Origin of the sequence: Paenibacillus aurantiacus (assembly GCF_042431225.1) — a bacterium.
GTDB lineage: Bacteria > Bacillota > Bacilli > Paenibacillales > Paenibacillaceae > Paenibacillus_Z > Paenibacillus_Z aurantiacus.
In genome coordinates, this window is the sequence record NZ_JBHMDO010000038.1 from 104,880 (window position 1) to 118,785 (window position 13,906).

17 protein-coding genes and 1 pseudogene are annotated in these 13,906 nt (G+C 56.1%); 6 read left to right on the forward strand and 12 right to left on the reverse strand.

What is annotated here, in order from left to right; genetic code table 11:
* Positions 1–112: 112 nt before the first annotated feature.
* Positions 113–1,000, reverse strand: a complete 888-nt coding sequence (locus tag ACFFSY_RS23525; protein ID WP_377498688.1) for an alpha/beta fold hydrolase — start codon at positions 998–1,000, stop codon at positions 113–115.
* A gap of 28 nt (positions 1,001–1,028) precedes the next feature.
* Positions 1,029–1,289 carry a hypothetical protein gene (locus ACFFSY_RS23530; RefSeq protein ID WP_377498690.1) on the reverse strand — a complete coding sequence of 87 codons (261 nt, stop codon included), beginning with the start codon at positions 1,287–1,289 and terminating at the stop codon, positions 1,029–1,031.
* A gap of 23 nt (positions 1,290–1,312) precedes the next feature.
* Here ACFFSY_RS23530 and ACFFSY_RS23535 point away from each other — a divergent pair, with 23 nt between their 5' ends.
* Positions 1,313–2,014, forward strand: a complete 702-nt coding sequence (locus ACFFSY_RS23535) for a hypothetical protein (RefSeq protein WP_377498692.1) — start codon at positions 1,313–1,315, stop codon at positions 2,012–2,014.
* Here ACFFSY_RS23535 and ACFFSY_RS23540 read toward each other — a convergent pair.
* Complete coding sequence (locus tag ACFFSY_RS23540) at positions 1,957–2,658, reverse strand: Gmad2 immunoglobulin-like domain-containing protein (protein WP_377498694.1); 702 nt, start codon at positions 2,656–2,658, stop codon at positions 1,957–1,959. The genes ACFFSY_RS23535 and ACFFSY_RS23540 overlap by 58 nt on opposite strands.
* 218 nt (positions 2,659–2,876) lie before the next feature.
* Here ACFFSY_RS23540 and ACFFSY_RS23545 point away from each other — a divergent pair, with 218 nt between their 5' ends.
* From ACFFSY_RS23545 to ACFFSY_RS23555, 3 genes are read left to right on the forward strand one after another with little or no spacing between them, the layout of a single operon-like run.
* Positions 2,877–3,323: a hypothetical protein gene (locus ACFFSY_RS23545; RefSeq protein WP_377498696.1), complete on the forward strand. Its 447-nt coding sequence runs from the start codon at positions 2,877–2,879 to the stop codon at positions 3,321–3,323.
* 1 nt (position 3,324) lies between these two features.
* On the forward strand, positions 3,325–3,549 hold the full coding sequence (locus ACFFSY_RS23550; RefSeq protein WP_377498698.1) for a helix-turn-helix transcriptional regulator: 225 nt from the start codon (positions 3,325–3,327) through the stop codon (positions 3,547–3,549).
* Positions 3,550–3,579: 30 nt separating this feature from the next.
* Positions 3,580–4,290 carry a DUF4386 domain-containing protein gene (locus ACFFSY_RS23555; RefSeq protein ID WP_377498700.1) on the forward strand — a complete coding sequence of 237 codons (711 nt, stop codon included), beginning with the start codon at positions 3,580–3,582 and terminating at the stop codon, positions 4,288–4,290.
* Positions 4,291–4,432: 142 nt separating this feature from the next.
* On the opposite strand, the pseudogene ACFFSY_RS23560 reads toward ACFFSY_RS23555, so the two are convergent.
* The 4 genes and pseudogenes from ACFFSY_RS23560 to ACFFSY_RS23575 form a co-directional block, all read right to left on the reverse strand.
* A pseudogene (locus ACFFSY_RS23560) lies at positions 4,433–4,636 on the reverse strand (stalk domain-containing protein); the annotation flags it as partial.
* A gap of 33 nt (positions 4,637–4,669) precedes the next feature.
* Complete coding sequence (locus tag ACFFSY_RS23565) at positions 4,670–5,245, reverse strand: GNAT family N-acetyltransferase (RefSeq protein ID WP_377498702.1); 576 nt, start codon at positions 5,243–5,245, stop codon at positions 4,670–4,672.
* A 17-nt stretch (positions 5,246–5,262) separates the two neighbouring features.
* Entirely contained in the window at positions 5,263–6,240 is a 978-nt protein-coding gene (locus tag ACFFSY_RS23570; protein ID WP_377498704.1) for an alpha-ketoacid dehydrogenase subunit beta, read from the reverse strand.
* 317 nt (positions 6,241–6,557) lie between these two features.
* Positions 6,558–7,088: a GNAT family N-acetyltransferase gene (locus tag ACFFSY_RS23575; RefSeq protein ID WP_377498706.1), complete on the reverse strand. Its 531-nt coding sequence runs from the start codon at positions 7,086–7,088 to the stop codon at positions 6,558–6,560.
* A 176-nt stretch (positions 7,089–7,264) separates the two neighbouring features.
* On the opposite strand from ACFFSY_RS23575, the gene ACFFSY_RS23580 reads away from it, so the two are divergent.
* Both ACFFSY_RS23580 and ACFFSY_RS23585 read left to right on the forward strand, forming a co-directional pair.
* Positions 7,265–7,687, forward strand: a complete 423-nt coding sequence (locus tag ACFFSY_RS23580; RefSeq protein ID WP_377498708.1) for a hypothetical protein — start codon at positions 7,265–7,267, stop codon at positions 7,685–7,687.
* Between the two features lie 395 nt (positions 7,688–8,082).
* Positions 8,083–10,137, forward strand: a complete 2,055-nt coding sequence (locus ACFFSY_RS23585; protein ID WP_377498710.1) for a serine hydrolase domain-containing protein — start codon at positions 8,083–8,085, stop codon at positions 10,135–10,137.
* Positions 10,138–10,241: 104 nt separating this feature from the next.
* Here the strand turns inward: ACFFSY_RS23585 and fabV are convergent, their stop codons facing one another.
* The 5 genes from fabV to ACFFSY_RS23610 all read right to left on the reverse strand — a co-directional run bounded on the left by fabV (position 10,242) and on the right by ACFFSY_RS23610 (position 13,896).
* A complete protein-coding gene (fabV, locus tag ACFFSY_RS23590; protein ID WP_377498712.1) occupies positions 10,242–11,432 on the reverse strand; it encodes an enoyl-ACP reductase FabV in 1,191 nt (396 codons plus the stop codon).
* A 233-nt stretch (positions 11,433–11,665) separates the two neighbouring features.
* Positions 11,666–11,929, reverse strand: coding sequence for a DUF3977 family protein (locus tag ACFFSY_RS23595; protein ID WP_377498714.1), 264 nt, complete (start codon positions 11,927–11,929; stop codon positions 11,666–11,668).
* 66 nt (positions 11,930–11,995) lie between these two features.
* The gene (locus ACFFSY_RS23600; RefSeq protein WP_377498716.1) at positions 11,996–12,859 is read right to left on the reverse strand and encodes an MBL fold metallo-hydrolase; all 864 of its coding nucleotides are present in this window, start codon (positions 12,857–12,859) and stop codon (positions 11,996–11,998) included.
* A gap of 52 nt (positions 12,860–12,911) precedes the next feature.
* Positions 12,912–13,337 (reverse strand): NUDIX hydrolase, encoded by a 426-nt coding sequence (locus ACFFSY_RS23605; protein WP_377498718.1) that lies wholly within the window; start codon positions 13,335–13,337, stop codon positions 12,912–12,914.
* Between the two features lie 40 nt (positions 13,338–13,377).
* Entirely contained in the window at positions 13,378–13,896 is a 519-nt protein-coding gene (locus tag ACFFSY_RS23610) for a DinB family protein (RefSeq protein ID WP_377498720.1), read from the reverse strand.
* Positions 13,897–13,906: the final 10 nt, after the last annotated feature.

Consider the following 13,906-nt stretch of genomic DNA (forward strand, 5'->3'; position numbering starts at 1 on the left):
CGGCATTCGGCGCCAACGCAAAGATAGGCATCAAGGCAGGTTGTCCGCATATGAAAAAGCCGCAGCCTTGGAAACGAATTCGTCCCGAGACTGCCGCTGTTGTGGGTTCGCGCTACTGTTCGACGTTCGCATGCCGCATCAGCCATGGCTTGATGAGCGGAAGGACGGCTGCCGGCTGCATCGCTTTGGTATGGTCCATGCCGCTCCCCGCCATTATCTCGACCTTCCAGCCCAGCTCCGCCAGCAGTGTCCGGTTCCGCTTGAGCGCCCCGGCAATATCGACGGTGACGCCGCCGAACGGCTCGCCGTAGACGATCGTGTCGTGCTCTCCTGCAAAGGCGAGCCGCGGAAGATGTTGCAGCTTCTGTTGAATCAGGCGGTCGTCGAAATCCGCAAGGCTCTCGTACATCGTCACGAATTGCTTCGTAATCTCGGGCCGGATCGTCACTTTAATATTGTCCCAATCGATATCCTGCGGGTCCGCGAGCGGGTCGGAAGGGCCTGCGGGCGTCTCCGCCTCTTGCTGGTTGCGCAGCGCCTGCTCATGCGTACGCTTCGTCACGATCAACATTTCCCGGTACGGTCCTTCGTAGGGCGGGAAGCCGCCCATGATCAAGCTGTCCAGCCGATCCGTCCTGATCGCCAGCTGCAGTCCCGCGAGCGCCAGCCAAGAGTAGCCGTAATAGCTGAACGACTTCACCTGCATGGCATCCGCGATGTGAAGCAAGTCTTGGACGACCCGCTCGGCCGTCAGCTGCTCCACCGGATGCGCGAACAGATAGCTTTCATAGTCGAAATAGAGCACTTGAAACGCGTCAGCCAAGCCTTCCACGAAATGCTTGCCTAAATCGGGGTCGACGCCCCACAGCTTCAGGTTGTCAGCTTCTGGTCCTTCGACGGACTTCTTCGCGACCGGCAGCATGACGACCGGACGATCCGGGGCGCCGGCCAATCCCACTTCGATGTCGGCGCTGCTCGAGAGGCGTATGTTTCGAATCAATGGCATTCGCTCCTTTATCGTGTCCTCTCTATAAGAATAGTACATTCATGCAATCTTTCGGTTTGGTCGGCCGATCGCCTTGATTCCCGCCCGACAAACACGTATCCATGTTGTTGGAGCACTTGAAGGTTTCACTTGAAGTTAACCCCATGCACATTCCGAACGCGATTACGCCCCATATGAGCTTCACGAATATAAAGGGAATTTCGATGATGCCGTAGATGCCAAGCAGCGCGGATACTGCCATCAGAATCAGCGATATGCCTTTGGACGGTCGAGATTGGTACATGCGCGATTCCTCCTTGGATTTGGTTGCATTCACTAAGCCGTTCATGCCCGCGTCCGCCCAATTGTAACCTGTACACCACTATCGAACAGCGCACGGACGCCGACGAGATCGATAGCGACCTGTACGTCTCTATCGAACCGCGTACTAGCGCCGACGAGATCGATAGCGACCTGTACGTTACTATCGAACCGCGCCCCGGCGCCGACGAGATCGATAGCGACCTGTACGTCACTATCGACCCACATACCGACTCCCACAAGCTCGATAGTGACCTGTACGTCTCTATCGAACCGCGCACCGGCGCCGACGAGACCGATAGTGACCTGTACGTCACTATCGACCCGAACATCGACGCCCGCGAGATCGATAGCGACCTGTACGTCTCTATCGACCCACATACCGACTCCCACGAGCTCGATAGTGACCTGTACGTCTCTATCGAACCGCGCACCGGCGCCGACGAGATCGATAGCGACCTGTACGTCTCTATCGACCCGCGCACGGACGCCGACGAGCTCCATAGTGATCCGTACGTCACTATCGAACCGCGCACCGACGCCGAACGAGCCCCGATTGGGATGTGCCAGCACCCGCTTCTAAGCAACAGTGGCGGCCTAGGCCTAACACCGCAAAGCGCCAACTCGCGCTTGCCGACTGCCGGCAAGCGCTATTCGGTTGCCGGCAGCAGCGCCGGATCGAATTCGACCGTAACGATCAGCTGGTGAATCGGGCTGCCATCCTTGGCACTCTCCTCGTAGAGAATCAGCGTGCCCGTCGGACTCGTAGGGCTGATCGGCTCCTTCATCTGCACCTCGAATTCGAAATCCCCCCACTCCGGCGCCCCTTGACTCGCCTGTACGTGACCCTCCGCCAAAACCTCGTGCCCGTCTTCGAGCGTGTAGCTGAAGGCTGCCTCGAATACACGGGCCTGCCCTTTCACCTTGAAGGTTCGCCCAACCTCGGCTCCCTGCTCCGGACTTAGGATGCGAAATGCCTCGTTCTCCGCGACGTATGTCTGCCCGGATGTGCCGTCGTCCGCCTTTGGCTCTTCCTTACCGCCCGAAGCGGAACCGGCGCCTGGCTGGCCACCTCCCGTATTCGTACCCGGCTCCGGATTAGCGCGGCCCGGTTCTTCGTCGGACGCCTGGCCCTTCCCTTCACCTTCGCCCTTGCCCGCGTCATTCGAGTTGACTGCTCCTTTATCATCATCGACGTCCGGCGTCGCCGCTCCTTCACCCTGCGCCTCGTTCGAGACCGCGTTGCCACCATCGCTCGCCGTATTCGCGCACCCGCTCGCCGCAAAAATAAGCGCCGTCATCAGAACGGCCGTGACTGCAATTGTATACACCGATGTTTTCGACCTCTTCATTACCTATCGCCTCCTCTTTCGGTATGGAGCTTTCTGTCTCCTTGGTCCTTACGACGAAGACGGACAACGAAAGGTTTCAATCCCCAGAACTGGCAAAGCCATCACGCCGAACGAACAAGCCTTAAGTAAAACAAACTTGACTGAATGTATAGTTTATATTACATTGTGTATAGAACAACATACGTTATGTAAAATCTTAGTTACAGGGGGAGCCGCTTGTGACCTACCAGGAAAAGAAAAGCATCGTATCGCTGATCAGTGCCATACTCATCTTCGCGTCGTACTGCGTGTACATGGTGCCGCGCTACCCGGAAGGAGGATTGGCGACGGCGGACACGTTCCGATATTGGGGAACTTTCGTCCTCATGCTGGCGCTATTCTCCGTCATCGCGAACATCGTCATCAGCATTGTTTTTAACGTGATCTATCGCATCACGACCCGGGAGAAGGAGCCGAACTTCGCGGACGAGCTGGATAAACTGATCGACCTGAAGGCCTTCCGCAATTCATTCTTCGCGTTTATCCTCGGCTTCCTGCTCGCTATGGGATCGCTCGTCATCGAACAGCCGACCGCGGTCATGTTCGCTATTCTGATCGGCGCGGGTTTCGTCTCCGAGGTGACCGGCGCGGTGACGCGGATTTATCACTATCGGAAAGGAGTCTAGCATGGGCAAAAATCTTGTCGGCAATCACATCCGCAAATTACGGTTCAATCAGGACGAAATGACCCAGCAGCAATTGGCTGACAAGGTAGGCGTAACAAGGCAGACGATCGTGGCGCTGGAGAAAGGCAATTACTCTCCGTCGCTCGAGCTTGCCTTTCGCATTGCGAGGGCGTTCAATCTGCCGCTCGAAGAGGTATTCTTTTACGGGGAAGACACGAAGGGGTAGTCCATTATGACGATGAGAAGGGGAAACACGATGAACGCGAATCCAACCTCCGCCAGAATTGTAGGCGTCCTGTTTATTGTAGCGGCCGTTACGGCGGTCGCCGGTCTTCTGCTGTACGATCCGATTCTCAACGGCTCCGATTATCTGCGCACGGGAGCCGAGCATGGCAACCAGATCATCCTCGGCGCGGTGATGGAGCTTGCGCTCGTCGTATCCGCGATCGGCACGGCCACGACGATGTTCCCCATTCTGCGCCGATACAACGAGACGATTGCGCTATGGCACGTCTGCTTCCGGTTCCTGGAGGCGATCGTCATTACGGTCGGCATCGTCAGCGTGCTGGCGCTGCTCACCGTAAGCCGGACATTCGTCGCCGCCGGCGCGCCCGATATCGCCGCGTTCGAGCCTTCGGGGACGCTGCTCAAGGCGATCCACGATTGGACTTTCATGCTCGGCCCGTTGTTCCTGCTCGGCATCAACACGATGATGTACAGCTATATTTTCTATCGGACGAAGCTTGTGCCCCGGTTCATCTCCACCTTGGGCATGACCGGCGCGGCGCTCGTGTTCGTCTGCGCGCTGCTCGTCATGTTCGGCGTAATCGAACAGGTCTCGACGTGGGGTGGCATATTGGCCGCGCCGGTCGCCGCGAACGAAATGATTTTGGCCGTATGGCTGCTAACCAAAGGCTTCTCGACAGATGCGCTCGCCGGGAAGCCGCTGCTGCGAACTGCTCCTTAATACTCGCGGTAACCGCTCCGAAACATAACGAGGCTTCCGGTATCCGCCGGCAGCCTCGTCTTTGGTTGGCAAGATGCCTCGAATTGGTCCTATCAAGGCCGCGATTGCAGCTCCGCGTGATCATTAACCAGACCGTCTGACTTACGAATCGGAGCGGCACATACGTTAATCCGACTTGCATCAATTGGGCCGGCACATCGAGTTCAATCTCCCGCTGATTGACGAGAACGGTCGCGGCGTTCAACGCCAGTTGCATCTCGATCGCCCCTCTGGTGATGATGCACCAAGATTCTCCGAGACGATTCGCAGCGGAATGAGAACCGGTTGCCAACGAGCGAGGCCGCATCCGCTGCCGCAATCTTGGCCGTTCTTCCCATTCCTAGGAGGGTGGCGGCGCATACAACCGGGACGCCAACCTCTCTTTCACAGCTGCCCAATCCTCGTCGATGATGCTGAACACTACGTAATCCCGGCCATTATACTTCTTTCGCAGCGTGCCCTCACGCTGGGCGCCCAGACGCTCGATCGCCCGCTGCGAGCGGGTATGCGCGGTCGTCGTAATGAGCTCTACCCGTACGGCCTTCCACGCCTCGAAGGCGTATTGGAGCAGTAAGTACTTACACTCCGTATTCACCGCGGTCCGCCATACCTCCGGATCGTACCACGTCCATCCGATGTTCAAATTTTTATGAGACTCCGAGATTCTCAAATACCGGGTCATGCCCACCATTCGGTTCAGCGACTTGTCGTAGACGGCATAGGGAAATTCCTCTCCGCGTTCCTTTCCCGCGATGGCCGTGCGAACAAAGGCGAGCATATCGTCGAAATGACGGATTGTCGCCGGGAGATTGTCCCAGATCAATGGAGAGGCCGCGCATGAAAATAACGCTTCGGCATGTTCCAGCTTCAACGGGATTAAGGATACGCGATCGCCCTCTAATTGCACGAAATTCATCGTCTGAATGCCTCCTCTTAAAAATCCAGCGCCTTCTCCAGCCCGGCCACGATCCGCGCTTGCGTCGGCAGCCAATGATCTTCGATTTGTCCGAAAGGATAGACGGTGTCCGGAGGAGCGATCCGCATAACGGGCGCTTCCAAGCTCAAGATGGCCCGTTCGTTGATCTGCGCGATAATCTCCGCGGCTACGCCCGAGGTACGCTGGGCTTCCTGCACGATAACGGCCCGATTCGTCTTGGTCACCGAAGCGACGATCAGATCCATGTCCAAGGGCGCCAAGGTGCGCAGGTCGATCACCTCGACCGTGACGCCCCGCTTCGCCTCCAACTCCTTCGCGGCGCGGAGCGAAGGCAGGACCATGGCGCCGTAGGCGAGCAGCGTAATATGCGCGCCTTCCTTCACCACCTTCGCTTTACCGATGGGCACCGTGTAATCCTCCTCCGGCACCTCTTCCCGGAAGAGATGGTACAGCTTCAGATGCTCGAGGAAGACGACCGGATCGTTGTCGCGCACCGCGGAGAGCAGCAGTCCTTTCGCATCATACGGATTGGAAGGGGCGACGACCTTGAGGCCAGGCGTTTGCAGCAGGAGGCCCTCCAGCGAATCGTTGTGCATCTCCGCGCCTTTGACACCGCCGCCGAAAGGAACGCGAATCGTCAGCGGTGCCTGATACCGGCCGCCGGACCGATACCGGAGCCTCGGCGCTTGCACCAGCATCTGGTCCATCGCTTCATAGATGAATCCGATGAACTGAATCTCCACGATCGGACGGAACCCTTGCGTGCACATGCCGACCGCGACGCCGCAAATGGCGGATTCCGCCAAAGGCGTATCGAACACCCGGTCTTCGCCGAAACGCTGCTGCAAGCCCTCCGTCACCCGAAATACCCCACCTACACCGCCGACATCTTCGCCGAAAATCAACACCTCGTCATGCGCGGAGAGCGCAAGCCCGAGCGCCTGGCGAATCGCTTCTTTCATGTTCATGAGCATTAGACGCACCACCTCGTTATTTTACCTGATTTTTCCTCATCCTTCCAATCGGATTATATAATACAGGCATCAAATAAATATATAACAAACAACAATATTGTCTTATAAAAATATAATTTAAAGCTATTTATGTACTAATACAGATTAAATATTTTATGTAACAGAAAACTAAACATTCCAATTCTACATACCTTCCCCCTATTGTTGGATCACGAAGCGGCATGCTGAATGTCCTGTGAACGAACAAAAAACAGCCGGTCCTTGACCAGCTGCTTCGATAAGCCGATGTATGGGCGGCAACCCGCTCATCGCTCCATTCACATTAAAAGTCGCTTTGCATAACAATGTCTCATTTTCCCGCCGTACATTGGCCTTGTGAACTGCAGACGCAAGCCGGCCGCCTCCAAATTCCGAATGCTTGGCGCATTCTCCGGATGGACGGTAGCATACAGGTGCAAGCACCCCCGCTCCCGGGCGCGACGTTCGCGCAGATCATGGAACCGTCGCTGCAGGCCAAGGCCGCGAGCCGACTCGTGGACGACCGTGGCTTCGAGCACCGCGACGCGGGACAGATGCTGCTCCGGCACGCCGTATTCACGCGCCAGATTGTCCTCGTCAAGCCCGGGGAACGCCACAATCGTGTAGGCGACGAGCGCCTCCTGAATATAAGCGCCATAGATTTCGCCTTGTTCGTCCACGTGCCGGAGCAAGTACGCTTCGTCCCCCATGGCAAACAGCTCGTCTGATGGCAGCCGGGAGATGACATCGGTCATGAACGCGTAAATGCGGCTCACATCCGCGGGTCCTAACCGGCGGATGCGGATATCTGTGCTTTCTTTGATTTGCATGCCAAGAACTCCTCTCACTAGATACGGGGCTGCCTAACCAGATGACCGCCCTCCTCACTTTCGGATGAGAATCGGAACTAGGTTGCGACTCTCGTATATCACGCTTCATAATAGTAAGATATTACAGGTACGAGCGGTAGCCGCAGCTCCATTCATACCCAACGGAGGACCTAATCATGAAGAAGACGCTCTATCTCGCTGTGCTGGCCCTATTGGTCGCGGCCGTCACTTATTTTGCGCGCCAGCCATCCGAAACAACTGTGGAAGACACGGTATTCTCGAAGCTGTCCGGCGATCGCATGACGGCCATCGAATACTATAACTTGGACCGGTCCGTGCATCGGGTAATCACCGATCCGAACGAGATTGACCGGATTATTCAAACGCTGGCCGATGTAACCATGAAAGCAGACAACGATATGGACACCCCCGGCGACAAGCTGTACTCCCTGTATATCGAGATGGATGACAAGCGGAGAGCGGGAATCGACTTCTACTCCCGCTACCTGACTGTTTATACGGATGAAGATATCAAAGACAAGCTGCGCAGCTATCGAATAACATCGGAGCTGGATATCGCAAACATTCTAGCGCAATAAGACAATGATGAAGAGCTGCTGGCGCGCGCGTTACCGGCAGCTCTTCGCGTTCGTGCGCGCATTCGTCAACGTGTGCGTCATTCGCCATTTCCTCCGTTTTCTTCTCTTCGTTTACGCCGGCAAACTCACGGTCGTGCGTCGACCCGTCCGCGATCTCACCAAGCTCCTGTGCTTAACTCTACCACATTCCCATCGTTTCCTCTCTAACCCATAGGTCATGGCCTTCTACGTACGATGCGAGAGATGCGACCTCTCTGGCCCGCAGCGCGCCCTCAGCCCCAGGACGGCTCCGTCCGAAGGATGGCGCTATTTTCCGCCCGAAGGCGGTTTGGCGAGATTGCCCATTCCTTTACGATAATATGGCAAACACTTCCAATTTCTTAAGGAGCGAAGAGATGAAGTCTATCCAACGGAACAAGACGAAGAAGACGCAAGCCGTCCTGTCGTCCATCGTCGCGGTTACTCTGCTGATCGTACCTGCAGGCGCCTATGCGCAAGCGCATTCGTCGCCATCGGCAATCGCCGCCGCGGCAGCGGCCAGCCCGGCCACAGCCGTCAATGCACAAGAAGTGCAAGCTTTCGCGGATGCGTATTTCGCCAGACCCGAGGTTCAGGCCAACCTTGCGGGCGCGCTGGTCGTCGTTGTGAAAGGGAATGACGTGCTCATCAACCAAGGCTACGGCTATGCGGACATAGCGGCCAAGAGGAAGATCGACCCCGATCAAACTTTATTCCGCATGGCCTCCATCTCCAAAGTCGTCACCGCTACGGCGGTCATGCAGCTGGAAGAGCAAGGCAAGATCGACCTGACGAAGGATATCTCGGCCTATATGCCAGACATCCGGATTCCGAATCGGACGGGAACGCCCGTCACCGCCGAGCATCTGCTCACGCATACCGCAGGATTCGACTATACCGACGTGTACCGGATTCCGCCGGACCATCAGGGGACTGAGGTCTCGATTGATGAATTAATTCGCGCCAATCTGCCCTCCGTCGTCCGCAAGCCGGGTGAAGCTTACCGTTACGACAACCTGGGCTACACGATGCTAGGTTCTATCGTGCAGCATGCGGCTAAGCAGCCGTTCGAGGACTACATTCAGCAGCGCCTGTTCGATCCGCTGCAAATGAAGCATGCGACTTTTCGGATGGATGAACAGGTTCTTGCCCATGCCGCCACCGGCTATCAAGCGGACATGAAACCGCTCGAGCCGTACCCGATCATGCCGACGATCGCGCCCGGCGGCGGGATGTTCGCGACGGGCAGCGATATGGTCAATTTTATCAAAGCGCATCTGAACGAAGGACAATTCGGCGGCACTCGCATTCTGAAGGAAGACACCTCCAAACTTATGCATCAGCAGCATTATGAGCTCGCGCCAGGCGTGCCGATAATGGCCTACGGCTTCGAATCGTTCTTCCACCGCAGCCATAACGGGCAATACGTCATTGGCAAAGGCGGCGACCTCGAGGGCTATCACTCTTGGCTGTGGCTGATGCCGGAGCAGAATGTCGGCGGCCTGATCGTCGTCAACAGCGATGCCAGCATCGGGATTAGACAGCAGTTTTTCGATGCGTTCATGGATCATTTTTATCCGGACCAACCGCGTTCGCAGCCGCAGCCAGACACCGCGCTTCCGGCCGACCAGCTCGCCGCGTTCGAAGGCACCTACCGCAGCTTGCGCGCGCCGATTCTGGCGCTGAAGGTCACTGCCGTGAACGGGAAGCTGCAGGTGAGCGATTCGAGCGGCACTCATAAGCTCCGCGCGATCAGCCCGCCTCTATTCGAGGATGACAACGGCAGCCCAGCCGCATTCAAGACCGATGCCGAAGGCAACGTGGCCTATATCTACTATTCGTCCCCGGACAGCATGTACGAAAAAGTAGAGGAGGCTGCGCCCTATTCCGATGTGAGCGAGGAGAGTCCGTATGCCGCGGATATTCAATTTTTGCGCTCTATGCAAGCCTTTGACGATGAAGGCGCGCTTTCGTTTCGCCCGGAAGAGCCGATGACAAGAGCTGAATTCGTCAGTATTCTAGCCCGATTCTCCGGGCAGCGACCTTCCCCCGACCCGGTCGCGTTCCGGGATGCGCAAGGGCATCCGCTCGCAAGCTGGATTCAGACGGCTGCGGAACTCGGCGGACTCACGGGAACGGGGAAGCAGCTGTTCGAGCCCGACCGGCCGATTACCCGCCAAGAAGCGGCCTCGTATCTATGGCGCGTGGCCAACAATGAGATCGGCCTCCCTTCCGTTGAGACCAAACTTAGCGCCCCGCCTGCGGCATGGGCGAAGGAGGGCGTTCACTATATCGTGGCCAAGGGCATGTACGGGCCGGAAATCAAGACAGACGCCAGCGGTGCCGTAGATTTCCAACCGGTACGCGTGATGACCAGACAAGAGGCGGCCGCCATGTACGCCAGATTCATACAGAAGCTGTTCATGCCTTAGGTCGCGGCCGCGAAAGCGACCTAAGGCAGCCGGAATTCAAGCAAAAAAGGTATCCCCTCGCCATCTTGGATGACGGCCTGGGATACCTTTCGTTCGTTCAGGCATTACCGCAGGTTATCCACCTGCACGTCCGGATTCAAGTCGGCCTCGTAGTCGACCCCGTCGGTCTCAAAGCCGAACAATTGGAAGAACTCGCGGCGATAGCCGTCCAGATCGGAGATCTCGTGAATATTGTCGGTCGTCACGAGCTCCCAAATCTTCTTGACCTCTCCCTGGACGTCCTCGCGCAGCTCCCAATCATCGATGCGAATGCGTCCAACTTCATCCACTGCCGGCTCGGAGCCGTTATATAGACGGTCGGCGAACAATCGGTACATCTGCTCGATCGTGCCTTCATGCAGTCCTTTCTCCTTCATCACCTTGTAGAGCGCGGAGATGTACAGCGGCACCACCGGGATGGCGGAGCTGGATTGCGTGACGAGCGCCTTGCTCACGGTCACATAAGCCTTCCCGTCAAGACCGCTCAGCTTGTCGGTCAAGCGGTCGGCGGTCGCCTCCAAATCGTCCTTCGCGCGGCCGATGGAGCCTTGACGGTAGATGGCTTGCGTAATGTCGGAGCCGATATAAGAGAAAGCGACGGTGCGGACACCATCTGCCAGCACGCCAGCCTCTTGCAGACGGATCATCCACTGTTCCCAATCGTCGCCGCCCATGACGGTGACCGTATTGCGAATCTCCTCTTCCGTAGCAGGCTCGATCGTGATGCTCGTCACTTCCCCGCTGTGGAAGTTAACGGTCTTGTTCGTATAGGACTGACCGATCGGCTTCAGAACCGAGTTGACGGCCTCGCCGGTAGCGGGGTCGTTGCGCCGCGCGGAAGCGACGCTGTAGACGACCAAGTCCACCTGTCCGAGCTCCTGGCGGATCACTTCAATGACGTGGTCCTTCGTCTCGTCTTCGAAGGCATCGCCGGTGACGCTGAAGGATTTCAGTCCTGCCTTGCCGGCTGCGGCTTCGAAGGCGGCCGAATTGTACCAGCCGGCCGAGGCTGTACGCTTCTCGCTGCCCGCGCTTGGACGATAGACGCCGATCGTGTTCGCGCCGGCGCCGAAAGCGGCCGCTATGCGGGCGGACAAGCCGTAGCCCGTGGAAGCGCCAATAACGAGCACGTTGCGCGGGCCTTCGATGGCCGGCTTTCCTTTGATGTACGTAATTTGTTCTTCAACTTGGCGCGCGCATCCTGCCGGATGGGCGGTCGTGCAGATGAAACCGCGTGTTCTAGGTTTGATAATCATGGTTATAGAGCCTCTCTGTGTCGTTATTCATTGTTTTCGTCCGGCTTCGAGATTCGTAGATGCCGTTATGACATAACGTATTATAACAATTTATTGGATGCAGGCATACTTTTTGCCGGAATCCGAACGGGAACCTGTATCAGCCGTCTGCCCACTTCCATCGTTCCATGAATATCACCGGTAATATAGATCATGGCATCACTTTATCCCGCATACAGATGCTCAGTTTGTATTCAATTACGGTCTTTCTCGCTTTCACTTACAAAGCTAGTCATCCCCAAAATAAGCTTGAATGCGTTTCGCGACTTCCTCGTTCGTTTGAACCCTTCCTTGGAGTCCCAAATCATGACGGTGTTGCCCAACCATATTCTTAAATAGATGGAGTGAAATATAATGGGCCTGATGATCCCTTTTTGCTCCCTTTCGGATCCATCCGGAAGTTCTGTTTCCGTTCGGACGATCCAAGTATTGCCCAAGCCGATCTCGATATATTTCAAACAAGTCCCCCTACCATCGCAGCTCCCTAGTTGACTTTAACGCGAATGACTTTCGGGTGGAAAGCTTCAACTCTGGTACAGGCGCCGCTCTCCAAGCAGAAATTGATCAATGGCTTCCCGATCTCCATCTGCCAATTCTCGTCCAATTCGCTTGGACCATTCGCGTTCGATCGCTGGCTTATTCGAATTGAACTCAACCACTAGTTCTGCCAGCGTGCAATACTCATTGATATCCTGCCAGAACTCATCCGCCGTCACAGGCCGATGATGGGATTCGATATACCAATCGGCTGGATATGCTTTGATCTTCTCGACGATCCGAAGAAAATTCCGCGCCGCATAATATCGGGGGCCATCGTAAATGGCCGGTCCAAGGACATCGCCGAGAAACAGGATCTGTTCCTCCGGGGTGTACATGATACACGAATCTTCTGCATGAACGCCGCCTATCTGTTCGATTTGACAGGATACAGCGCCTAGATGGAGCGTTAAGGTATCGGTAAACGTAATGTCCGGCAGCACAACCCGGATATCGCGCTCCATACCGGCATATTCCTTCTTGATATAGTCCGCGCAGAACGCGATCTCGCTTCCCTGCCTAACGCGTTCGTCAAGCGCTTCGTCCGACCAGTCTAAGCCGACCAGCGGTTGAAGCGCTTGGTACGTCAATTCTGTCGCGACGAGCAGTGATGATCTGTCATAAGCAGCGCCAAAGCTGTGATCCCAGTGCCAGTGCGTCAGCGCGGTTAGCGAAGGCCGAGCGGGATATTCGTTCCTCACCGCTTCCCGGAACGCCGCCGCATGACGCAGCGAGTTGCCGGCATCCAGAAAGAGCGTCCGCTCTTCGCCGATGATCGCACCGAGAATGGGGCGGTCAACCGAACCGTCTGCGGGCATGTATACAAACCGCCGAGTTAGCTGTTTCATCATGTTCAAAATCTCCTATGTCGTCGAATGCCGCGCCGTTGCGTGACAGGACATCCTAGCAATCCTTAAGCGGAATGGAAAAATCAACATAAAAAGGATGATGCTCTTCATTCAAACAAAGCTCGATGCGCTGCTTGAAATTCCCCCAGCTTACCATCTCTAATGCGGTCTCGATTGGAAAATATCCGACCTCCAGAGACTCCGGGGTAATCGTTAATTCTCCTCCGACCGGCCGGCCTAAAAATAACGTGTTGCAAATACTGGCGCCTACATTTTGAAAAATACCGCAGAACTTGGTCACTTCGATATCGATCCCGGTCTCTTCCTTGGTTTCCCTGATCGCGGCATCCTTCAACGATTCCCCTTCTTCGACTTGCCCGCCCGGCATCTCCCATCCCCGCTTGGGCCCTCGGATCAATAACAGCTCGTTACGCTCATTCACTACAATTGCCGCCGCAGACACGATATGCTTTGGAGCCATTTCATCGTCCTCCTTCTATTAACAAGCCTCGATTTATACTTCATGACGTGCGAAACCACTTGCGCAGCAGATTGATTTGCGCTTGATGATAGCGGCTATGGTCGGCGATGTGCCACAACCCCCAACGAAGGGTCGCTTGCTTCTCGTTGTCGTGTCCGAACGTGACCACTCGCGCGAGATCCGCATCTGTTAATTGCACACAGGCTTCTTCGAGCATATTCATAACCTCTTCATATTGGGCCATCAGCGTATGCCGCGGCACGCCATGGATCATTGGAATCCGATTCCGTTCATCGATCATGGGGCCGTATATTTCTTGCATGGCAGGCGGCACCGGTTGTCCCTTTATGCGAAACACCCAGTTCAGATCCACCACTGCAAGATGCCGGATCAACTGCGCCGTACTATTAAAATCGCGATGAAGTCCCTTGTAATCGACCTCTTCTTGCGACATCCCTTCGGTGATCGATCGCAGCCGCGCGTTATTCTCGCGTACGGCGGCAACTAACATGCCCACAATCGGGGACAAATTGGCTTGGCCTTGCAAATCGTAGAACACTCCGGTTCCC

Excerpts from the sequence above, each read along its gene's own strand:
- ACFFSY_RS23605 (WP_377498718.1), bottom strand. The coding sequence starts at position 13,337 with ATGGCTCCAAAGCATATCGTGTCTGCGGCGGCAATTGTAGTGAATGAG.
- ACFFSY_RS23580 (WP_377498708.1), top strand. The coding sequence starts at position 7,265 with ATGAAGAAGACGCTCTATCTCGCTGTGCTGGCCCTATTGGTCGCGGCC.
- ACFFSY_RS23575 (WP_377498706.1), bottom strand. The coding sequence starts at position 7,088 with ATGCAAATCAAAGAAAGCACAGATATCCGCATCCGCCGGTTAGGACCC.
- ACFFSY_RS23530 (WP_377498690.1), bottom strand. The coding sequence starts at position 1,289 with ATGTACCAATCTCGACCGTCCAAAGGCATATCGCTGATTCTGATGGCA.
- ACFFSY_RS23565 (WP_377498702.1), bottom strand. The coding sequence starts at position 5,245 with ATGAATTTCGTGCAATTAGAGGGCGATCGCGTATCCTTAATCCCGTTG.
- fabV (WP_377498712.1), bottom strand. The coding sequence starts at position 11,432 with ATGATTATCAAACCTAGAACACGCGGTTTCATCTGCACGACCGCCCAT.
- ACFFSY_RS23585 (WP_377498710.1), top strand. The coding sequence starts at position 8,083 with ATGAAGTCTATCCAACGGAACAAGACGAAGAAGACGCAAGCCGTCCTG.
- ACFFSY_RS23550 (WP_377498698.1), top strand. The coding sequence starts at position 3,325 with ATGGGCAAAAATCTTGTCGGCAATCACATCCGCAAATTACGGTTCAAT.
- ACFFSY_RS23600 (WP_377498716.1), bottom strand. The coding sequence starts at position 12,859 with ATGATGAAACAGCTAACTCGGCGGTTTGTATACATGCCCGCAGACGGT.
- ACFFSY_RS23555 (WP_377498700.1), top strand. The coding sequence starts at position 3,580 with ATGAACGCGAATCCAACCTCCGCCAGAATTGTAGGCGTCCTGTTTATT.
- ACFFSY_RS23540 (WP_377498694.1), bottom strand. The coding sequence starts at position 2,658 with ATGAAGAGGTCGAAAACATCGGTGTATACAATTGCAGTCACGGCCGTT.
- ACFFSY_RS23570 (WP_377498704.1), bottom strand. The coding sequence starts at position 6,240 with ATGCTCATGAACATGAAAGAAGCGATTCGCCAGGCGCTCGGGCTTGCG.